Origin of the sequence: Kitasatospora purpeofusca, from assembly GCF_034043715.1 — a bacterium.
GTDB classification, from domain to species: Bacteria; Actinomycetota; Actinomycetes; order Streptomycetales; family Streptomycetaceae; genus Kitasatospora; species Kitasatospora purpeofusca_A.
Genome location: NZ_JAXCLC010000013.1, coordinates 50,642 through 68,713, shown reverse-complemented (window position 1 = coordinate 68,713; position 18,072 = coordinate 50,642). Strand labels below are relative to the sequence as shown.

General features: G+C 74.1%; 14 protein-coding genes. 9 read left to right on the top strand and 5 right to left on the bottom strand.

Going from position 1 to position 18,072, the window contains the following annotated elements; all coding sequences use genetic code 11:
* The first annotated feature begins 108 nt into the window (after window positions 1-108).
* The 3 genes from SM793_RS09710 to SM793_RS09700 all read left to right on the top strand — a co-directional run bounded on the left by SM793_RS09710 (window position 109) and on the right by SM793_RS09700 (window position 4,140).
* Entirely contained in the window at window positions 109-2,625 is a 2,517-nt protein-coding gene (locus SM793_RS09710) for a terpene synthase family protein (RefSeq protein WP_320437674.1), read from the top strand.
* 166 nt (window positions 2,626-2,791) lie between these two features.
* A complete protein-coding gene (locus SM793_RS09705) occupies window positions 2,792-3,595 on the top strand; it encodes a VOC family protein (protein WP_320437673.1) in 804 nt (267 codons plus the stop codon).
* Entirely contained in the window at window positions 3,592-4,140 is a 549-nt protein-coding gene (locus SM793_RS09700; RefSeq protein ID WP_413815907.1) for a DinB family protein, read from the top strand. Before SM793_RS09705 ends, SM793_RS09700 begins: the two co-directional genes overlap by 4 nt.
* 45 nt (window positions 4,141-4,185) lie before the next feature.
* On the opposite strand, the gene SM793_RS09695 is transcribed toward SM793_RS09700, so the two are convergent.
* The gene (locus tag SM793_RS09695) at window positions 4,186-4,920 is read right to left on the bottom strand and encodes a winged helix-turn-helix domain-containing protein (RefSeq protein WP_320437672.1); all 735 of its coding nucleotides are present in this window, start codon (window positions 4,918-4,920) and stop codon (window positions 4,186-4,188) included.
* A 142-nt stretch (window positions 4,921-5,062) separates the two neighbouring features.
* Here SM793_RS09695 and SM793_RS09690 point away from each other — a divergent pair, with 142 nt between their 5' ends.
* Entirely contained in the window at window positions 5,063-5,893 is an 831-nt protein-coding gene (locus tag SM793_RS09690; protein ID WP_320437671.1) for an isocitrate lyase/phosphoenolpyruvate mutase family protein, read from the top strand.
* A gap of 57 nt (window positions 5,894-5,950) precedes the next feature.
* Here the strand turns inward: SM793_RS09690 and SM793_RS09685 are convergent, their stop codons facing one another.
* Complete coding sequence (locus SM793_RS09685) at window positions 5,951-6,439, bottom strand: Lrp/AsnC family transcriptional regulator (RefSeq protein WP_320437670.1); 489 nt, start codon at window positions 6,437-6,439, stop codon at window positions 5,951-5,953.
* Between the two features lie 159 nt (window positions 6,440-6,598).
* Between SM793_RS09685 and SM793_RS09680 the strand changes: the two genes are divergently transcribed.
* Entirely contained in the window at window positions 6,599-8,266 is a 1,668-nt protein-coding gene (locus tag SM793_RS09680; protein ID WP_320437669.1) for a histidine decarboxylase, read from the top strand.
* Between the two features lie 10 nt (window positions 8,267-8,276).
* Here the strand turns inward: SM793_RS09680 and SM793_RS09675 are convergent, their stop codons facing one another.
* On the bottom strand, window positions 8,277-8,987 hold the full coding sequence (locus SM793_RS09675; RefSeq protein ID WP_320437668.1) for a response regulator transcription factor: 711 nt from the start codon (window positions 8,985-8,987) through the stop codon (window positions 8,277-8,279).
* The gene (locus SM793_RS09670; RefSeq protein ID WP_320437667.1) at window positions 8,987-10,288 is read right to left on the bottom strand and encodes a sensor histidine kinase; all 1,302 of its coding nucleotides are present in this window, start codon (window positions 10,286-10,288) and stop codon (window positions 8,987-8,989) included. The genes SM793_RS09675 and SM793_RS09670 overlap by 1 nt, the downstream gene beginning before the upstream one ends.
* Before the next feature lie 255 nt (window positions 10,289-10,543).
* Between SM793_RS09670 and SM793_RS09665 the strand changes: the two genes are divergently transcribed.
* Entirely contained in the window at window positions 10,544-12,751 is a 2,208-nt protein-coding gene (locus SM793_RS09665) for an MMPL family transporter (RefSeq protein ID WP_320437666.1), read from the top strand.
* 121 nt (window positions 12,752-12,872) lie between these two features.
* On the opposite strand, the gene SM793_RS09660 is transcribed toward SM793_RS09665, so the two are convergent.
* A complete protein-coding gene (locus SM793_RS09660) occupies window positions 12,873-14,324 on the bottom strand; it encodes a PLP-dependent aminotransferase family protein (RefSeq protein ID WP_320437665.1) in 1,452 nt (483 codons plus the stop codon).
* Window positions 14,325-14,595: 271 nt separating this feature from the next.
* Here SM793_RS09660 and SM793_RS09655 point away from each other — a divergent pair, with 271 nt between their 5' ends.
* The 3 genes from SM793_RS09655 to SM793_RS09645 are packed head-to-tail and all read left to right on the top strand — an operon-like array spanning window position 14,596 to window position 18,069.
* Complete coding sequence (locus SM793_RS09655; protein WP_320437664.1) at window positions 14,596-15,456, top strand: B3/4 domain-containing protein; 861 nt, start codon at window positions 14,596-14,598, stop codon at window positions 15,454-15,456.
* A gap of 55 nt (window positions 15,457-15,511) precedes the next feature.
* The gene (locus tag SM793_RS09650; RefSeq protein ID WP_320437663.1) at window positions 15,512-16,732 is read left to right on the top strand and encodes an ATP-grasp domain-containing protein; all 1,221 of its coding nucleotides are present in this window, start codon (window positions 15,512-15,514) and stop codon (window positions 16,730-16,732) included.
* 5 nt (window positions 16,733-16,737) lie between these two features.
* Window positions 16,738-18,069, top strand: coding sequence for an MFS transporter (locus tag SM793_RS09645; RefSeq protein WP_320437662.1), 1,332 nt, complete (start codon window positions 16,738-16,740; stop codon window positions 18,067-18,069).
* Window positions 18,070-18,072: the final 3 nt, after the last annotated feature.

Genomic DNA, 18,072 nt, shown 5'->3' with positions numbered 1-18,072 from the left:
GGACCGAACTGGGCTATCTCATATGACTGTTCCGGTTCTCCGGCCGAGAACGGCGGCGCCGGGTCATGCTGTGTCGGCCTTGTCGACGCGTCCAGAAAGGCTCGCCCGGTGTCCCAGCCGTTCGAACTGCCCTCCTTCTACGTGCCGCACCCGGCGCGGCTCAATCCGCATCTCGACGAGGCCCGGTCCCATTCCTCGGTGTGGGCCCGGCAGATGGGCATGCTGGAGGGGTCGGGCATCTGGACCACGGCGGACCTGGACGCCCACGACTACGGGCTGCTCTGCGCCTACACCCACCCCGACGCGTCGGCCGAGGTGCTGTCGCTGGTCACCGACTGGTACGTGTGGGTGTTCTTCTTCGACGACCACTTCCTGGACGTCTTCAAGCGGACCAACGACCGGGTGGGCGGCAAGGCGTACCTGGACCGGCTGCCGCTGTTCATGCCGGCCGACCCGGCCGCGGCGGTGCCCGAGCCCACCAACCCGGTCGAGGCCGGGCTGGCGGACCTCTGGCGGCGGACCGTGCCGGCGATGGGCGAGGACTGGCGGGTGCGGTTCGCCGAGAGCACCCGGAACCTGCTCAACGAGTCGCTCTGGGAGCTCGCGAACATCAACGCGGGCCGGGTCGCCAACCCCGTCGAGTACATCGAGATGCGCCGCAAGGTGGGCGGCGCGCCCTGGTCCGCCGGGCTGATCGAGTACGCGGCCGGGGCGGAGGTGCCGGCCGAGGTGTCGGGGGCGCGGCCGCTGCGGGTGCTGATGGACGCCTTCTCGGACGGCGTCCACCTGCGCAACGACCTGTTCTCCTACCAGCGCGAGGTCGAGGACGAGGGCGAGCTCAGCAATGGCGTGCTGGTCCTGGAGAAGTTCCTGGAGTGCACGACGCAGGAGGCGGCGGACGCCGTCAACGGCCTGCTCACCTCGCGCCTCCAGCAGTTCGAGAACACCGTGGCCACCGAACTGCCGCAGCTGTTCGCCGACACCGGGCTCGACCCGGCGGGCTGCGCCAGGGTGCTGGCCTACGTCAAGGGGCTGCAGGACTGGCAGTCCGGCGGGCACGAGTGGCACATGCGGTCCAGCCGGTACATGAACGGCGGCGGCGCGGCCGCGGACGCGGCCACCTGGTGGGACCCGTTCGCGATCGGCGGGGTCGGGACGTCGGCGCTGGACGTCCTGCGGTCCGGCGGGGCGCTGGGTGGTCTGGCCGACGAGCTGGGCTCGTTGAGCCGGACCGGGCCGGTGACGCGGGACTGGGCGCCGACGGTCGGGGAGTCGCCGGTGGCGGCCCTGCTCGGCGCGCTGCGGGGGACCGGCGCCGCACTGGAGTCGCCCGGGACCGGGCTGATCGGCGGCTCGCGCGGGGACGTCGACCCGGGAGTGCGGCGGGCGCGGACGCACGCCCATGTGCCGTTCCAGGCCGTCGGGCCGTCCCGGCTGCCGGAGTTCAGGCTGCCGTTCACGGTCGAGCTGAACCCCTGCCTGGAGGCCTCGCGGCTGCACACGATCGAGTGGGCGGCCCGGATGGGCCTGCTGGAGGCCCGGCCGGGAGACTCGACCGCAGGCGTCTGGAGCGCGGCGGACGCGGCCGACTACGACCTCGCGCTCTGCGCGGCGGGCATCCACCCCGACGCCAGCGCCGACCAACTCGACCTCACCACGGACTGGTTGCTGTGGGGGACCTACGCCGACGACTGGTTCCCCCGGGCGTTCGGCCGGACCGGCGACCTGGCCGGGGCCAAGGCCGCGCGCGAGCGCTACCTGCTGCTCATGCCGGTCGACGGCGAGCCGGGCGCGGAACCGCTGAACGCGCTGGAGCGCGCGCTGGCCGACCTCTGGCGGCGGACCGCCGGTCCGATGGCGGCCGAGGCGCGGGGGAAGTTCCGCGCCGCCGTCGAGACGATGGTGGAGAGCTGGATCTGGGAGCTCAACAACCAGGTCCAGAACCGGATCCCGGACCCGGTCGACTACCTGGAGATGCGCCGCGCCACCTTCGGCTCCGACCTCACCATGGCCCTGTCCCGGCTGGCGCACGGCAAGGTCGTGCCGGACGGCGTCTACGCGAGCGGCCCGATGCGGTCGCTGGAGAACGCGTCCGCCGACTACGCGGCGCTGATGAACGACCTCCACTCGTACCAGAAGGAGGTGGAGTTCGAGGGCGAGGTGCACAACGCCGTCCTGGTGGTGCAGAACTTCTTCGACTGCGACTACCCGGCGGCGGTGCGGATCGTCGACGACCTCATGCACTCGCGGCTCGACCAGTTCCGGCACGTGGCGGTCGAGGAGTTCCCGGTGATGTTCGAGGACTTCGGGCTGGACGGGCCGGCCCGGGCGACGCTCACCGGGTACGTGAAGGAACTGGAGAACTGGCTCGCCGGGATCCTGATCTGGCACCGGGACTGCCGCCGGTACCGGGAGGAGGACCTGCTGCGGCACTTCGGGCAGGAGGCGGTCGGGGCGCCGGTTGCCGCGGCCGGGGCGGTGGCGGAGCCAGTCGGTGCGGTGGCGGAGCCGGTCGGTGCTGCGGCCGGTGGCGCGGTGGGCGCGCTGCCGACGGGGCCGACCGGGCTCGGGACCTCGGCGGCCTCGGTGGCGGGCGGCTTCGGCCGGGTCGCGGTCGGGTCCTGAGGGGCCCGAGGGCCGGTCGTGGTGCGAGCGGACGGCGCTCGGACGTCCGTGGCGGCCCGTCGGGGGTTCGGTTCCCCCGGCGGGCCGCCGGCTCCTGGCGCGCGAGCCGGCAGGGTACTGGCTAGGGTGGCGAATCGGGACAGAACGCCACACGAGAGGCTTTGCCATGCCCGTGCTACCCGAGGGAACGCCCTGCTGGGCCGATGCGATGTTCACCGACCTGGAGGGCGCGAAAGCCTTCTACGGCGACGTACTCGGCTGGACCTTCGGTGAGTCCTCCTCCGAGTACGGCAACTACACCCAGGCCTACTCCGACGGCAAGGCGGTCGCGGCGATCGTCCCGCCGATGCCCGGCCAGGACGGGACTGCGGTGTCCGCCTGGTGCCTCTACCTCGCCTCGCCGGACGCCGCCACCACCGCCGAGAAGATCCGCGGCGCGGGTGGCGAGGTCCTGATGGGTCCGATGGCGGTCGGCGAGTTCGGCTCGATGGTGATCGCCAGGGACCCGGCCGGGGTCGTCTTCGGCGTCTGGCAGGCCGGTACCCACGAGGGCTTCGAGAAGCAGGGTGCCTCGGGCGCGTACACCTGGGCCGAGGTCATCACCCGCGACGAGACCGCCGCCGACCGCTTCTTCCCCGCCGTCTTCCCCTACACCGTGAAGCGGATGGACTCGGAGCAGGTGGACTACAAGATCTTCCACGTCCGGGAGCAGCCGGTGCTCGGCCGGATGCTGGCGGGACCGACCGACCTGCCGCCCGAGGCGCCGAACTACCTCAGCGTGTACTTCGCCGTGGACGACTGCGACGCCACCGTCGCGAAGGTCACCGGCCTGGGCGGGAAGCTGTACTTCGGCCCGATGGACAGCCCGTTCGGCCGGTTCGCGGCGGTCGGAGACCCGCAGGGCGCGGCGTTCGGCGTGATCGACCTCGGCCGGACGGCCGGCGACATGCCGGTCATGGTGGCGGAGTGAGCGCGCCGCAGCCGGCGGGAGCGGCGGGAGCGGCACGAGCGGCGGGAGCGACCGGGCTCGGCGGTGAGCGAGTGGACCTGCTGCAGACCCTCGACAAGCACCGGGGGTTCCTGCGCTTCACGGTCCGCGACCTCACCGACGAGCAGGCGGCCCGGCGCACCACGGCCAGCGAGCTGTGCCTGGGCGGGCTGATCAAGCACGTGGCCGCGACGGAGGCGGGCTGGATGCGGTTCGCGGTCGGCGGCGCGGACGCGATGGCGTCCGAACCGCTCGACTGGGAAGGGCAGTTCAGGATGGCCGAGGGGGAGACCCTGGCCGGACTGCTCGCCGGGTACGAGCAGGTGGCCGCCGCGACGGACGCGCTGGTGGCGAGCCTGCCGGATCTGGACCTGGCGCATCCGCTGCCCTCCGCGCCGTGGTTCGAGCCCGGTGCCGCCTGGTCGGTGCGGCGGGTGCTGCTGCACGTCATCGCCGAGACCGCGCAGCACGCCGGGCATGCCGACATCATCCGGGAGTCGCTGGACGGGGCGAGGACGATGGGCTGAGGGGCGCCGGCCGGGCAGAGGGCCTACCGGCTCAGCGGGGCCGGGTCAGGCGGGCAGGAGTTCCACGCCGAGCAGCTCGCGCAGGGCCCGCTCGCCGTCCGGCGTGACCCGCAGGGCGCGGCCGGAGCCGATCCGCTCCACCCAGCTCCGGTCCAGCGCCGTCCGGCAGAGCAGCGCGCCGAAGGCCCCGCCCAGGTGGTTGCGCCGCTCCGTCCAGTCCAGGCAGGTGCGGACCACCGGGCGGGCGCCGGCGCGTCCGGCCCGGGGTGGCAGCTCCGCGCCCAGGTCGGTCAGCCACGCCCGGCCGCGGGCGGTCAGGGCCGGGCCGTCCTCCTCCGTCACCAGGCCGCGGGCGAGGACGGCGTCGCCGACCGTCACGCCCAGCCGGCCGGCGAGGTGGTCGTAGCAGGTCCGGGCGCGGGCCTCGGCGCTCAGCCGGGTGCTCTCGCGCAGGGAGCGCGGGGCGGGGGAGCCGCCGCCCGGCGGTCCGGCCGGCGGTCCGCCCGGCGTTCCGGTCGGTGGCGTGAAGGAGGACAGGTCCTCGATCAGCGTGGCGACCTCCGGTCCGGCCAGCCGGACGTAGCGGTGCCGGCCCTGCCGCTCCTCGGCCAGCAGGCCGCCGTCGATCAGCCGGGAGAGGTGCTCGCTGGCGGTGGACGGTGCCACTCCCGCGTGGCGGGCGAGTTCGCCGGCGGTCCAGGCGCGGCCGTCGAGCAGGGCCGTGCAGAACCCGGCTCGGGTGGGATCGGCGAGCAGGGCGGCCAGTCGGGCGAGGGACATGGGTCCATGGTGCCCCGGGGACGGTTCGGCGGGCACCGAAACGTTCCGGTCCTAGCGTGGGGCGTGAGCCCGGGGCCACCGCTTCCGACGCCGAGCCGCTGCGGACCCGGTCCGACCCCCGTTCGTACGAGAGGACCCTCCGATGAGCACCGCCCCGTTCGACACCCCGCTCGACACCCCGTTCGCCGCCCTCCACCGCCGCCCGGGTGAGCCGCTGCTGCTCCCCAACGCCTGGGACCACGCCTCCGCCGCCGTCCTCGCGGAGCAGGGCTTCGCCGCGATCGGCACCACCAGCCTCGGCGTCGCGGCGGCGGCCGGGCTGCCCGACGGCGCCGCCGCCACCCGGGGCGAGACGCTCCGGCTGGCCCGGCGCCTCGGCCGGTCCGGGCGCTACCTGCTCTCCGTCGACGTGGAGAACGGGTTCAGCGACGACCCGTCCGAAGTCGCCGCTCTGGCCGTCGAGTTGGCCGAGGCGGGGGTGGCCGGCATCAACCTCGAGGACGGCCGCCCGGACGGCACGCTCACCCCCGTGACCGTGCACACCGCCAAGATCGCGGCGATCAAGGCCGCGGTGCCGGCGCTGTTCGTCAACGCCCGCACCGACACCCACTGGCTCGGCGTGCCGGATCCCGCCGGGGAGACCGACCGCCGGCTCGCCGCCTACGAACGGGCGGGCGCGGACGGCCTGTTCGTCCCCGGGCTGACCGACCCGGCCGCCGTCGCGCGGATCTGCGGCACCGTGACCGCCCCACTGAACGTCCTCTACTCGCCGACCGGCCCCGCGCTGGCCGAACTCGCGGCCCTCGGGGTCGCCCGGGTCAGTCTCGGCTCGCTGCTCTACCGGACCGCCCTCGCGGCGGCCGTCTCGACCGCCCTCGCCGTCCGCGACGGTGCCCGGGCCGCCGCCGACTCCGACTCCGGCGGCATCCCCGGGTACGCCGCCGTCCAGTCGCTGTACACCGACGGGCGGTGAGGGCGGGCCCCGGCCTGCGACGGGGCTCCGGGAGCGGGAGGCGGGGGCTGGTCGTCGTCAGTCGTTCGTGAGGTACCGGCGGCCGGGTATCTGCTCGAAGATCAGGTTGGTCCGGGTCTGCGCCACCGCCGGGTGGGTGGTGAGGTGGTCCACGACGAAGTCGCGCAGTTCCTCCGGCCCGGCCACGCCCACGTGCAGCAGGTAGTCGTCGGACCCGGCCATGTGGAACACCGCCAGGACACCGGGCAGTTCGGGCGCGGAGCCGCGGAAGCTCTCGTTCTGCTCGCGGGTGTGGGCCCGCAGCCGGACCGAGATCATCGCCTGCAGCGGCAGTCCGATCGCCGCCGGGTCGATCTCGGTCCGGAAGGCGCGGATGATGCCGCGTTCGCGCAGGGCGCGCACCCGGGCCAGGCAGGTCGAGGGGGCGATGCCCACAGCCTCGGCGAGCGCGTTGTTCGGCGTGCGGGCGTTCTCGGCGAGAACGCGCAGAATCGCGCGGTCGACGTCGTCGACGGGCGCCCGGTGGGCCTGCGGAAAATTCGGCACGTCGCCCAGGGTCGCCGACCCGGCCGCAGATTGGCAAGACAGAACCGGTCAATCTCGAATCTTGTTCGGAAGACTTTCGCCAGGGTGTGAAGAAGTTCCATCCTGACGGGTGAGCGGCTCCGGCCGACCCCCGCCCAGCGAACCCGGAGTGCCGCGTCCATGAGCCCCACGACCGCCCCCGCCCCCGGCCTACCGCTCCCGGCCCAGGCCCTCGCCGCCGCCGGGCCCGTGGACATGGTCATCAACACCGTGGACACCGTCGGCACCGCGGACATCGTCGACCTCGACGCGGAGCCGGAGCGCGGGGACTTCGCGATACCCGCCGAGGGGCTCACCGACGGCGAGCGGCTGCGCGCGCTCGACCGGATGGACGGCTACCTCACCCGGAAGCGCCGGCACCTGGTCGGCTACCAGGCCACCCAGGAGCTCGCGGGCAGCGCGCTCGACCTCGCCCGCTTCATGCTCAGCAACATCAACAACCTCGGCGACCCGTTCCAGAGCGGCGGCTACAAGCCGAACACCAAGGTCGTCGAACGCGCGGTGCTCGACTACTACGCGCGGCTCTGGCACGCCGGACCGTCGTACGACCCGGCCGACCCGGAGTCCTACTGGGGCTACATGCTGTCGATGGGCTCGACCGAGGGCAACATGTACGCGCTCTGGAACGCGCGCGACTACCTGACCCGGCCGGGCGCGCCCCGGCCGGTGGCCTTCTACTCCGAGGACACCCACTACTCCTTCGCCAAGGCCGTCCGGGTACTCGGCGTCGACACCTTCGCCGCCGTGGGCGCGGCGGACTACCCCGGTGAGTGCCCGCTCGGCGGGGACTGGCCCGCCGAGGTGCCCTCGATGCCGGGCCCGTCCGGCCACTCCTGGGACGGCTCCGGGGCCGTCGACGCCGACGCGCTCGCCGTCCTGGTGGAGTTCTTCGCGGCGAAGGGGCACCCGGTCTTCGTCAACTTCAACCTCGGCAGCACCTTCAAGGGCGCCCACGACGACGTCCGGGGCGCGTGCGAGCGGCTGCTGCCGGTCTTCGAGCGGCACGGGCTGCTGCCCCGCGCCGGGGACGACGCCCGCCGGGGCTTCTGGATCCACGTGGACGGCGCGCTCGGCGCCGGCTACGCGCCGTTCCTGCGGATGGCCGCGGCGGACCCGGCGTTCGGCTGGACGCCGGAGGCCGAGCTGCCGGAGTTCGACTTCGGCCTCACCCTGCCCACCCGGCAGGCCGGGGAGGCGGACGAGACGGGCGAGTCGGGGGAGGCCAGGGAGGTCGACATGGTCGCGTCGATCGCGATGAGCGGGCACAAGTGGGCCGGTGTGCCGTGGCCGTGCGGCGTCTTCATGACGAAGACCAAGTACCAGCTCGAACCGCCGACCCAGCCCGAGTACATCGGCGCCCCGGACAGCACCTTCGCCGGCTCCCGCAACGGATTCTCGCCGCTGGTGCTGTGGGACCACCTGTCCCGGCTCTCCTACCGCGACCAGGTCGACCGGATCCGCCGCTCCCAGGAGCTGGCCGGGTACCTGGAACGCCGGCTCCGCGAACTCGAGCAGGAGACCGGCGCCGAACTCTGGCCCGCCCGCACCCCGGGCGCGATCACCGTGCGCTTCCGCAAGCCCAGCCCCGCGCTGGTGGCCAAGTGGTCGCTCTCCTCCGAGAACGTCTCGACCACCCCCGGCGACCCGGCCGGCCTGCGCGGCTATGTGCACGTCTTCCTGATGCCCTCGGTCGACCGCTCCAAGCTGGACGCCCTCCTCGCCGACCTCGCCCGGGACCCGGTGATCCTCGGCGGGGCGACGCGGGGCCGGGCGCTCGGCGTCGAGTGACCGACGGGTCCTAGAGGCTCGCCCCGGCCTGGTCGCCGCCCCCCGTGCGGGCGGTGATCAGGCCGGATTCGTAGGCGGCGATGACCGCCTGGGCGCGGTCGCGGACGTCCAGCTTGCCGAAGATGCTGGTGATGTGGTTCTTCACCGTGGAGTGGCTGATGTCCATGGACCGGGCGATCCCGGTGTTGTCGAGACCGGTGGCCATCAGCCGCCAGACCTCCACCTCGCGCGGGGTGAGCTCGCCCGTCACGGCGGCGGCGGGCGGCGGCGGCGTGTCGAGGGGCGCCCGGACGTAGGTGGAGATCAGCCGGGAGAGCAGGCGCGGCGCGACCACCGCCTCACCGGCGTGGACGGTGCGGATCGCCGCGCCGAGGTCCTCCGGCGAGACGTCCTTGGGGAGGAAGCCGTGGGCGCCGGCCCGCAGCGCGGCCACCACGTACTCGTCCATGTCGAAGGTGCTGAGCGCGAGGACCTTGCAGTCGGGCAGGGTGCGGGACAGTTCCTCGGTGGCGCCGACGCCGTCCAGGACGGGCATCCGGATGTCCATCACCACGACATCGGGGCGCAGCCGGTGGGCGAGCGCGACGGCCCGTTCGCCGTCCTCGGCCTCGCCCACCACCTCGACGGACGGGTCCGGCGAGAGGATCAGTGACAGGCCGCGCCGCACCAGCGGCTGGTCGTCCACGAGGAGGACCCGGATCGGGGGCGTCGTGGTGGTCATCAGGTCACCTTTCCGTGCTGGACGGCCGCCTCTGCGGTCTCGTCGGGGGCCAGCGGCAGTTCGGCCAGGACGGCGAAGCCGCCCTCCGGCCGGGGACCGGTCCGCAGCGTGCCGCCGTGCAGGGCGACCCGTTCGCGCATGCCGATCAGGCCGTACCCGCCCCGCTCCCCGGCGGCCGGCCCGGTGTCCGGTGACGCGAAGCCCGCGCCGTCGTCCCGCACCTCGACGGTGATCCCGTCCGGGCGGTAGCCGAGCCGGACGCAGGCGCGGGCCGGTCCGGCGTACTTGCGGGCGTTGGTGAGGCCCTCCTGGACGATCCGGAACACCGTCAGGCCGACGGTCGGCGGCAGCGGCTGCGGGGCGCCGTGGATGCTGAGCTCGGTGGGCAGTCCGGCCCGGCGGGACTCCTCGACCAGCCGGTCGAGGTCCTCCGTCCCGGGCTGGGGCGAGGGCGGGGCGGCGTCCGGTTCGTCGCCGGCCCGCAGGACGTTCAGCAGCTGGCGCATCTCGCGCAGGGCGAGCCGGCCGGAGGACTCCAGGGTGACCAGGGCCTCCCGGACCACCTCCGGGTGGGCGAGGTTGGCCCGGGCGCCGCCCGCCATCAGCTGCATGGTGGTGATGTGGTGGGCCACGATGTCGTGCAACTCCCGGGCGATGCGGCGGCGTTCCTCGGCCACCGCGCGATCGGCCAGCAGTTGGCGGTTGGCCGCGACCTCGCGCTGCCAGCGCGAGATCGCGAGGCCGCCGGCGGCCACCAGCGCGGTGGAGGCGGTGGCGGCGATGGCCTCCCCCCAGGAGGGGGCGCCGATGCCGCTCTGGCTCAGCATCGTCGCCGCCGCCGTCGCCACGCCGGCGGCGGCCGTGACACGGCCGCTGCAGTGCCGGGCGACCGAGTACACGGTCACCGTGAGGACGGCGCCGAAGTGGCTGCCCATCGGCGCGAGCACGTTGGCCAGGGTCTCCAGCACCAGGACGGCGGCGAGCGCCCGCACCGGGTGGTGGCGCCGGACGAGCAGGGGCAGCCCCGACAGCAGGAGGACGAGGAAGGCCGGCACGCTGATGGTGCGGGTGCCCTCGACCTGGCTGAAGAGCAGGTAGGCCACCAGGTCGAGCAGGCCGGCGCCGACGGCCACCAGCGCGTCGGTGTGGCTCCACGGGGTGCCGTCCGCCCGGCCGCCCGCGAGCCGGAGCCGGGTTCCGGTCCGCGGCCCGGGGGGATCCGCGGGCCTGGGGGGATCCGCGGGGCCGGGCGGGGCTACGGGGGCGGCCGGGCCCGCTCCGGGGCGCTGACGCCCGTCCATCTCGGTCCTCCTGGGCTGGTCAGCCATGACGCCCCCATTCTGGCACCGGCCCGCCGGGCCGGACGTGGTCCCCGCGGCCGAGAGCCGGAGGCCGGGCCCAGGACCACGGTCCCGGGTCCGGACGGGCCGGGGGAGCAGGACCCCCGGCCCGGATCGTCCGTCGCCCCGACGCCGGACACCCCCTCGGCCTGATGGTCTGGGAACAGGCCGGGAACCCCCGGTTCCGAAGCCGACGTTCAGCCACCGGAGGGCAGCGTGATCCGCGCACTGACCCGTTTCTCGACCAGGAACGCGTGGAAGGTCATCGCCCTGTGGGCGGTGCTGGGCATGGGGCTGGCAATGCTGAGCCCGATGCTGATCTCCCGCGTCACCCAGTCGCAGAGCGGCGACTTCCTGCCCGCGAGCTACGACTCGGCGGCGGCCCTGCGGATCGCCGAGAAGAACTTCGGGATCGACCCGGACGCCACCACGGTGACCGTGCTGGTGGCCCGGACCGACGGCAAGGCCCTCACCCCCGCCGACGAGAAGCGGATCGAGGCCGAGGCGGCGAAGCTCGCCCAGCGCCGGGTGGAGATGCCCAGGGAGAAGGACCAGCCGGCCTTCCTGGTGCCCGACCGCTCCCAGACCCCCAAGGTCGCCCCGGCGGTGGTCGCCCCCGACCGGAGCTTCGAGCTGCTGGCCGCCGAACTGACCGGCAACGCCTCGGACGACGGGGTCCAGAAGGTCTTCCGGGCCTTCCGGGACGCGACCCGCGCGCAGTTCACCGAGGCCGGGATGCGTACCGGCTTCACCGGCGGCCTGGCGGAGGCCGCCGACTCGGCCGACGACAACCGGACCGCCACCACGATCGGCGGCGCCCTGGTGATGGGCCTGATCGTGCTGCTCAATGTGCTGGTGTTCCGCAGTGTGCTGGCCGCCCTGCTGCCGCTGCTCGCCGTCGCCGTGATCAGCGGTGCGGCCGGCGGGGCCGTGGCCGGCGCCGCGTCGCTGACCGGGCTCAAGCTGGACGCCTCCACCCCGGGCCTGATCTCCGTGGTGCTGCTGGGCATCGGGATCGACTACCTGCTGTTCCTGCTCTTCCGGTTCCGCGAGCACCTGCGGGCCCGGCCCGAGCAGCCCGCCCGGGAGGCCGCCGCCGAGGTGGCCGGCCGGGTCGGTACGGCGATCACCTCCGCCGCGCTGACCATCGTGGCCGCCTTCGCGACCCTGGGCGTCGCCAGCTTCGGCCAGTTCCGCTCGCTCGGCCCGGCCATCGCGGTCGCCGTCCTGGTGATGCTGCTGGGCAGCCTCACCCTGATGCCGGCCCTGCTCGCCGCCTGCGGCCGCCGGATGTTCTGGCCGTCCCGCAGCCTGCGCCGGCAGCCCCGCGAGGGCGTCGCGGCCCGCTTCGGCGCGCTCGTCGCCCGCCGGCCGGCCGCGATGCTGTTCGCCTCCGTGGCGCTGCTCGGCGCCCTGGCCGCCGGGACGGTCGGGATCCGGATGGACTACGGCCAGGGTGGAAGCTCCGGGACGGCGGCCGCGGCCACCGCCACCGAGATCTCCCGCGCGCTGCCGGCCGGAGTGTCCGACCCGACCGGCGTCTACGTCACCGCCGCCGACGGCGGCGCCGTGGCCCCGGGCAAGCTGGACGGCCTCTCCCGCGCCCTCGGCCGGGTCGAGGGGGTCGGCCAGGTCGGCGGCACCGTGCTGAGCCCGGACGGCCGCGCCGCCCGGATCGACCTCTACCTGACGGCCGACCCGCAGAGCGCGAAGGCCCGCGAGCTGGTCTCCGGCCCGGTCCGCGCCGCCGTCGCCGCGAACACCCCGGCCGGTACGAACGCCCATGTGGGCGGCACGGCGGCGATCTTCGCGGACATCTCGGTCGCCGTCGACCACGACCTGGCCGTGGTCTTCCCGGTCGCGGCTGCCCTGATCGCCCTGATCCTGCTGCTGCTCCTGCGCAGCCTGCTGGCCCCGCTGGTGCTGATGCTCGCGGTCGGGCTCGGCTTCGCCGCCACCCTGGGCGCCGCGACCCTGCTGTTCCAGCACCTGCTGGACAAGCCCGGCGTCAGCTTCACCCTGCCGCTGGTGCTGTTCCTGTTCGTGGTGGCGCTGGGTACGGACTACAACATCCTGATCACCGACCGGATCCGGGAGGAGATGCAGCGGCCCGGTCCGGTCCGCGGCGCCGTGGCCCGCGCCGTCCGCCACACCACGCCCGCCATCGCCACGGCGGGCCTGGTCCTGGCCGGCTCCTTCGCCACCCTCGCCACCACTCCGGGCAGCGAGCAGGTCGCCTTCGCGATGACGCTCGGCATCCTGCTCTCGGCGCTCGTGCTCTCCCTGGTCCTGGTCCCGGCGCTGGCCGCGCTGCTCGGCCGGGGCCTCTGGTGGCCGCTGCGGCCCACCCCGCGCCATGGGTCCGCCGGGGCGGAGGCGGTGGCGCCGGACCGGGAGCCCGTTCCCGAGCGGCTGAACGTCTGAGGGCCTGAACGTCCGAGCGCTCGAACAACTGAGGGCTTGAACGTCCGAGCGCCTCTCACGGCCCCCGGTGCCCGGCCTGCCCCCGCAGGCCGGGCACCGGCTGCTGTCCCGGCACCGGCGGCTACGGTGCGTCCCCCGCCGCCGCCCCCGGCAGCAACCGCCGGTAGGCGACGCCGAGTTCGGCGATCCCGCGGGCCAGTCCCTCGCACCCGACCGTGGCATAACTGAGGACCAGCGCCGGTGGCCGGCCGGTGTCGGTGAGGGTGTGGAAGCGCCCGCCGCGGATCAGCACCGAGCGGCCGCGGGCGGCGCGGATCAGGGCGTCCTCGTCCACGGCGGGCGGCAGTTCGAGGTAGGCCTGAAGGCCGCCGTCCCCGCCGAGTACCCGGGTGCCGGGCAGCTGCCGGGCCGCCTCCCGCCGGACGACCTCCCGGCGGCCGGCGAACTCCGCGCGCAGGCGCCGCTGGTGGCGGTCGAGCCCGCCGGTGTCGATGAAGCGGGCGAAGGCGAGCTGTTCCAGGCCCGAGCAGCCGATGTCCCAGCCCGCGCGCACATGCTCCAGCGAGGCCATCAGCTCGGACGGCGCGGCGAGCCAGCCCAGCCGCAGCGCGGGGGCGAGGACCTTGCTGGCGCTGCCCGCGTAGACGACCCGGTCCGGCGCCAGGCTCTGCAGGGCCGACGGCTGGCCGGAGCGGCTCCGGTAGGCGTTGTCGTAGTCGTCCTCGATGACGTAGCCGTCGACCGCCCGGGCCCAGGAGATCAGCTGTTCCCGGCGGGCCCGGCTCAGGCAGGCGCCGGTGGGGAACTGGTGGCCGGGGGTGGTCAGGACGGCGCGGGCGCCGGACTGTTCGAGCAGGTCGACGCGGATGCCCTCGGCGTCGACCGGGATGCCGACCGGCCGGATCCGGGCGCTCGCGATGAACTCCCGTTCGCCGGGGTGCCCCGGATCCTCCACGGCCAGCGTCCGGTGGCCCCGGTCGCCGAGGACGCGGCAGAGCAGGGCGAGGCCCTGGGCGAAGCCCGAGGTGATCATGAGGTCCTCGGAGCGGGTGCGCACCCCGCGGACCCGGCCGAGGTAGCCCGCCAGGATGTGACGGGTCAACGGGACCCCGGCGGGCGGGGAGTAGCTGAGTTCGCGGTGGCCGGCGGCGCCCAGCGCGGCGGTGACGCAGCGGATCCACTCCTGGCGCGGGAAGGCGAGCAGGTTGGAGGTGCCGGTCCGCAGGTCCCAGGAGGCCTCGCCGCCGTCGCCGTCCACCGGGGCGGAGACGGAGGTGGCGGCAGCGGCGGTGAGGGCGGAGGACACCGGGGCCAGGCCGCCGCCGTCCTCGGCGACCGAGGTGCCCGAGCCGCGCCGGGTCACGAGGTAGCCCTCGGCGGTGAGTTGTTCGTACGCCTCCACCACCACACTGCGCGAGACGCCCAGATCGGCGGCGAGCTGGCGGCTGGAGGGTAATCGCGTTCCGGCGCGGAGGGTCCCGTCCTCGACCAGGCGGCGTACCGAGTCACGCACTTGCAGGGCCAGTGGGACGCGGGAGCCGCGATCGACCTCGAGGGCCAGGTGCCAGGCCAAGTGGCCTCCTGTGCAGAGGGTGAAGTGGTATGGACCGAGCATTGTCACATTTGATGGACTCCTTCCGCACAGGCAACCGCCGCGCGGGAACGCGTGAGGGGCCCGGGACCCGTCGCGGGAGCGGCAGGGCCGTCGACCGGGCGCCGTCGGGTGGCCGAGTGGACGGAAGTGGCACCAACAGATGTCCGGGAATTGGCCGCAGTCGGACGCGGCCCGGCTCCCTATCGTCGGTCAGGTCATCAACCCAGCTCGGACGCGAAGGACTCACCTCATGGACCGGACCAGCGCCCTGAAGGTCATCGTCGACGAAAGCCTTCTGGCGCGGGTGCCCGGCTACGTCCTCGGACTGATCGCCGTCCCGGTGGTCGACGTCGCGGCGGCCGCGGCGGAGGCCGACGACCTCCTCACCGCCGCCGAGGACGCCGTCCACGGGCTCTCCCTGGGCAAGGCGGAGGTCTCCGCCCTGCCCTCGATCGCCGCCTGGCGGGACGCGTACCGCAGCGTCGACGTCAACCCCAATCGCTTCCCCTGCGCGGCGGAGTCGGTGCTGCGTCGGGTGGCCAAGGGCGACCGGCTGCCGCGGATCAACGCCCTGGTCAACCTCTGCAACGCCGTCTCGCTCGACAGCCGGCTGCCGGTCGCCTCCTGCGACGTCGGCGACATCACCGGGGAGCTGGCCGTCCGGCTGGCCCACGGCGGCGAGACCTACCTGCCGCTGGGCGCGCCGGACGCACCGGAGCACCCGGAGCCGGGCGAGGTCGTCTACGCGGACGCCCAGGACCGCGCGCACTCGCGGCGGTGGAACTGGCGGCAGAGCGAGGTGATCAGGACCGACGTCGGCCGACGCCGACTGCTGCTCACCGTCGAGGCGGTGCACGAGGGCGGTCGCGCCGACGTGGAGCGGGCGCTCGACCGCCTCGCCGCCGCGCTCGACGCGCTCGGGGCGGTGCGTCAGCGGCCCGTCGTGCTCGACGCCGCCGGGCCCTGGGCCGAGCTGTTCGCGCCGGAGCGGGACGCGCCGGAGTCGGACGGGCCGAAGCAGGACGCGCCGGAGCAGGACGCGTCGGAGCGGTCCGTGCCGGAGCAGTCGGCAGCGGAGCCGACGGCCGGACCGTCCGTCGTCGCGGGTTGATCGTCGTGGGAGCCGGCCCCGGTGCCGGACCGACCGCTACCTCCAGGAGAACCCGATGAACCCCGCGATTCTGATCGTCTACCGCCCCGCCGCCGGCCGCTACCTCGCGCAGTTCCGCAGCGTGGTCGAGGTCGCCACCGAACTCGGCCACCACCCCGTCGTCCTGGTACCCACCGGGGAGCCGGCGCCCGAGACCGAGGGTCTGACGGTGCGGGAGGCCGAGCTGGACTCCACCGCGGCCTTCCGCGCCGCCGTGGACGAGATCGCCGCCGAGTACCGGCTGGTCCGGATCTTCCCGCTGTTCGAGGGCGACGTCCTGCCCGCCGCCCGGGCCCGCCGGGACCACGGCATCCCCGGACTGACGCCCGACCAGGCGCTCAACTTCCGCGACAAGAACGTGATGCACCGCCGCGCCGAGGAGCTGGGCGTCAGGGTCGCCCGCTCCTGCCGCCCCGACACCCTGGGCGCCGTCGAGGAGTTCGCCGCGCAGGCCGGCTACCCGCTGGTGATCAAGCCGTACGCGGGCTGGGCCTGCGGCAGCACCTACCGGGTCGACGGTCCTGAGCGGCTGGCCGAGGTGTGGGAGGAGATGGGCGACGACCGGCACGAGTACCGGGTCGAGGAGTTCGTCCACGGCACCGAGTTCCATGTGGACGCGCTGCTCCAGGACGGCGAGGTCGTCTTCGAACAGCTGTCCCGCTACACCTACTCGGTGCTGGAGTACCGGGACGAGCCGGGCGGCACCATCTCCCGCAAGCACGACCTCAGCAAGCACGAGCAGCGGATCCTGGAGCTCAACGCCACGGTGCTGCGCGGTTTCGGGATGCGCACCGGCGTCGCGCACGTCGAGTTCTTCCTGGACGACGACGGCGAGGCGGTGTTCGGCGAGGCGGGCGCCCGGGCCGGCGGCGGCTCGATCGTCCCGGCGATCCAGGCCGGGCGCGGCATCAACCTGGCCGGCGAGTGGGCCCGGCTCGAACTCGACCCGGACCACCGCACCGAGGCCCGGCTCGGCCCGGAGATCGGCACCGAGTACCTGTCCTCGGGCAAGTACGGCCGGATCACCGGGATCAGCTCGCCCGCGGACCTCAACGCGCTGGACGGCGTCCTGGACGCGGACGTCTGGAAGGGTGTCGGCGACGTGCTGGCCCCGCCGGTCGCCTCCAACGACGTGCTCGGCTGGTACGTCTGCGAGGGCCGCGACTACGACGACGTGCTGGCGCGGTTCGGCACCGTCCGCAGGGCCTTCCTGGTCGAGACCGAGCCGGCGGTCTGAGCGGGATGGCCACAAGTACCGGAGAAGGGGCCGCCGCCCCGAAAGCCTGGTCGGCCAGGTTCAGGGAGCTGCCGCTCCCGCTGCGGGTGCTGTTCGTGACGTCCTTCGTCAACCGCGCGGGCATGTTCGTCTTCCCGCTGCTCGCCGTCTACCTGGTGCGCAGCAAGGGCCTCGGCACGGCCGAGGCGGGGCTGCTGATCTCGGTCGGCTCGACCGGCCTGCTGGTGGGCTCGCTGCTGAGCGGGCCGGTGTGCGACCTGCGCGGTCGCCGGGACGCCCTGGTCGCGGCCCTGGTGCTCAACGCGGTCGGCTACCTCGGCCTGGGCACCCTGGACGGCCCGCCGTGGACGTACGCCCTGCTGCTGTTCGTCGCCCTGGTGGGGATGGGCATGTTCGGCCCGGCGGCCAACACCCTGATCGCCGACCTGGCGACCCCCGAGCAGCGGCCGTTCTCGTACACGGTCAGCTACATCGGCAACAACCTGGGCATGGGCATCGGCCCGCTGCTGGGCGGGGTCGCGGCCGCGTACTCGTACCACGTGATGTTCGCGGGCAACATCGTCGTCGGGCTGCTGTGCGCGGTCGTGATCCGGATCTGGGTGCCCCGGGACACGCGTACCGGCACCGCCGCGCCCAAGGCGGCCGGCGGCGGGTTCCGGCTCGGCGGCGTCCACGGCCATGTGCTGTGGATGGTGCTCGCCTCGTTCTTCTACGTGGCGCCGCTGATCGGGCTGGAGTACGCGCTGCCGCTGGCCGTGACCACCGAGCTGAACGCCTCGGCCGGGCTGGTCGGCGTGGTGTACACGGTGAACAGCATCGTGGTGGTGAGCCTCGGGCTCCAGTTGGAGAAGCGGATCGCCAGCTACCCGATCCGCACCCTGCTGCTGGTGGCCGGGGTGCTGTGGGCGCTGGGCCTGGCCGTACTGGACTTCGGCTTCTCGCTCGCGGCGGTGCTCGCGTCCACCGTGGTGTGGACGCTCGGGGAGATCATCGCCTCCGTGGTGGTGCCGACCTACATCGCCGACCACGTCGACGAGCACCGGGTCGGCCGCTTCATGGCGCTCAACGGCTTCGTCCTGGGCCTGGCCCGGCTGGTGGTGCCGTTCGGCCTCGGGCTGATCTGGCAGAACCACGGCGCGCGCCCGGTGCTGCACACCATGCTGGTCACGCCGCTGGTCGGCATCGCGGTGTTCGCGGTGCTGCGCATCCGGTCCTCGGCCGCTGCGCCCACCTCCGCCTCGGCCCCCGCTTCCGTCGAAGCCTCCGCCTCCGCCTCAGCCTCCGCTTCCGTCGAAGCCGGACCCGGACCGGCCGATGCCGTCCGCTCCGGCGCCTGAACC

Excerpts from the sequence above, each read along its gene's own strand:
- SM793_RS09705 (WP_320437673.1), top strand. The coding sequence starts at position 2,792 with ATGCCCGTGCTACCCGAGGGAACGCCCTGCTGGGCCGATGCGATGTTC.
- SM793_RS09695 (WP_320437672.1), bottom strand. The coding sequence starts at position 4,920 with ATGTCCCTCGCCCGACTGGCCGCCCTGCTCGCCGATCCCACCCGAGCC.
- SM793_RS09690 (WP_320437671.1), top strand. The coding sequence starts at position 5,063 with ATGAGCACCGCCCCGTTCGACACCCCGCTCGACACCCCGTTCGCCGCC.
- SM793_RS09680 (WP_320437669.1), top strand. The coding sequence starts at position 6,599 with ATGAGCCCCACGACCGCCCCCGCCCCCGGCCTACCGCTCCCGGCCCAG.
- SM793_RS09675 (WP_320437668.1), bottom strand. The coding sequence starts at position 8,987 with ATGACCACCACGACGCCCCCGATCCGGGTCCTCCTCGTGGACGACCAG.
- SM793_RS09670 (WP_320437667.1), bottom strand. The coding sequence starts at position 10,288 with ATGGACGGGCGTCAGCGCCCCGGAGCGGGCCCGGCCGCCCCCGTAGCC.
- SM793_RS09655 (WP_320437664.1), top strand. The coding sequence starts at position 14,596 with ATGGACCGGACCAGCGCCCTGAAGGTCATCGTCGACGAAAGCCTTCTG.
- SM793_RS09650 (WP_320437663.1), top strand. The coding sequence starts at position 15,512 with ATGAACCCCGCGATTCTGATCGTCTACCGCCCCGCCGCCGGCCGCTAC.
- SM793_RS09645 (WP_320437662.1), top strand. The coding sequence starts at position 16,738 with ATGGCCACAAGTACCGGAGAAGGGGCCGCCGCCCCGAAAGCCTGGTCG.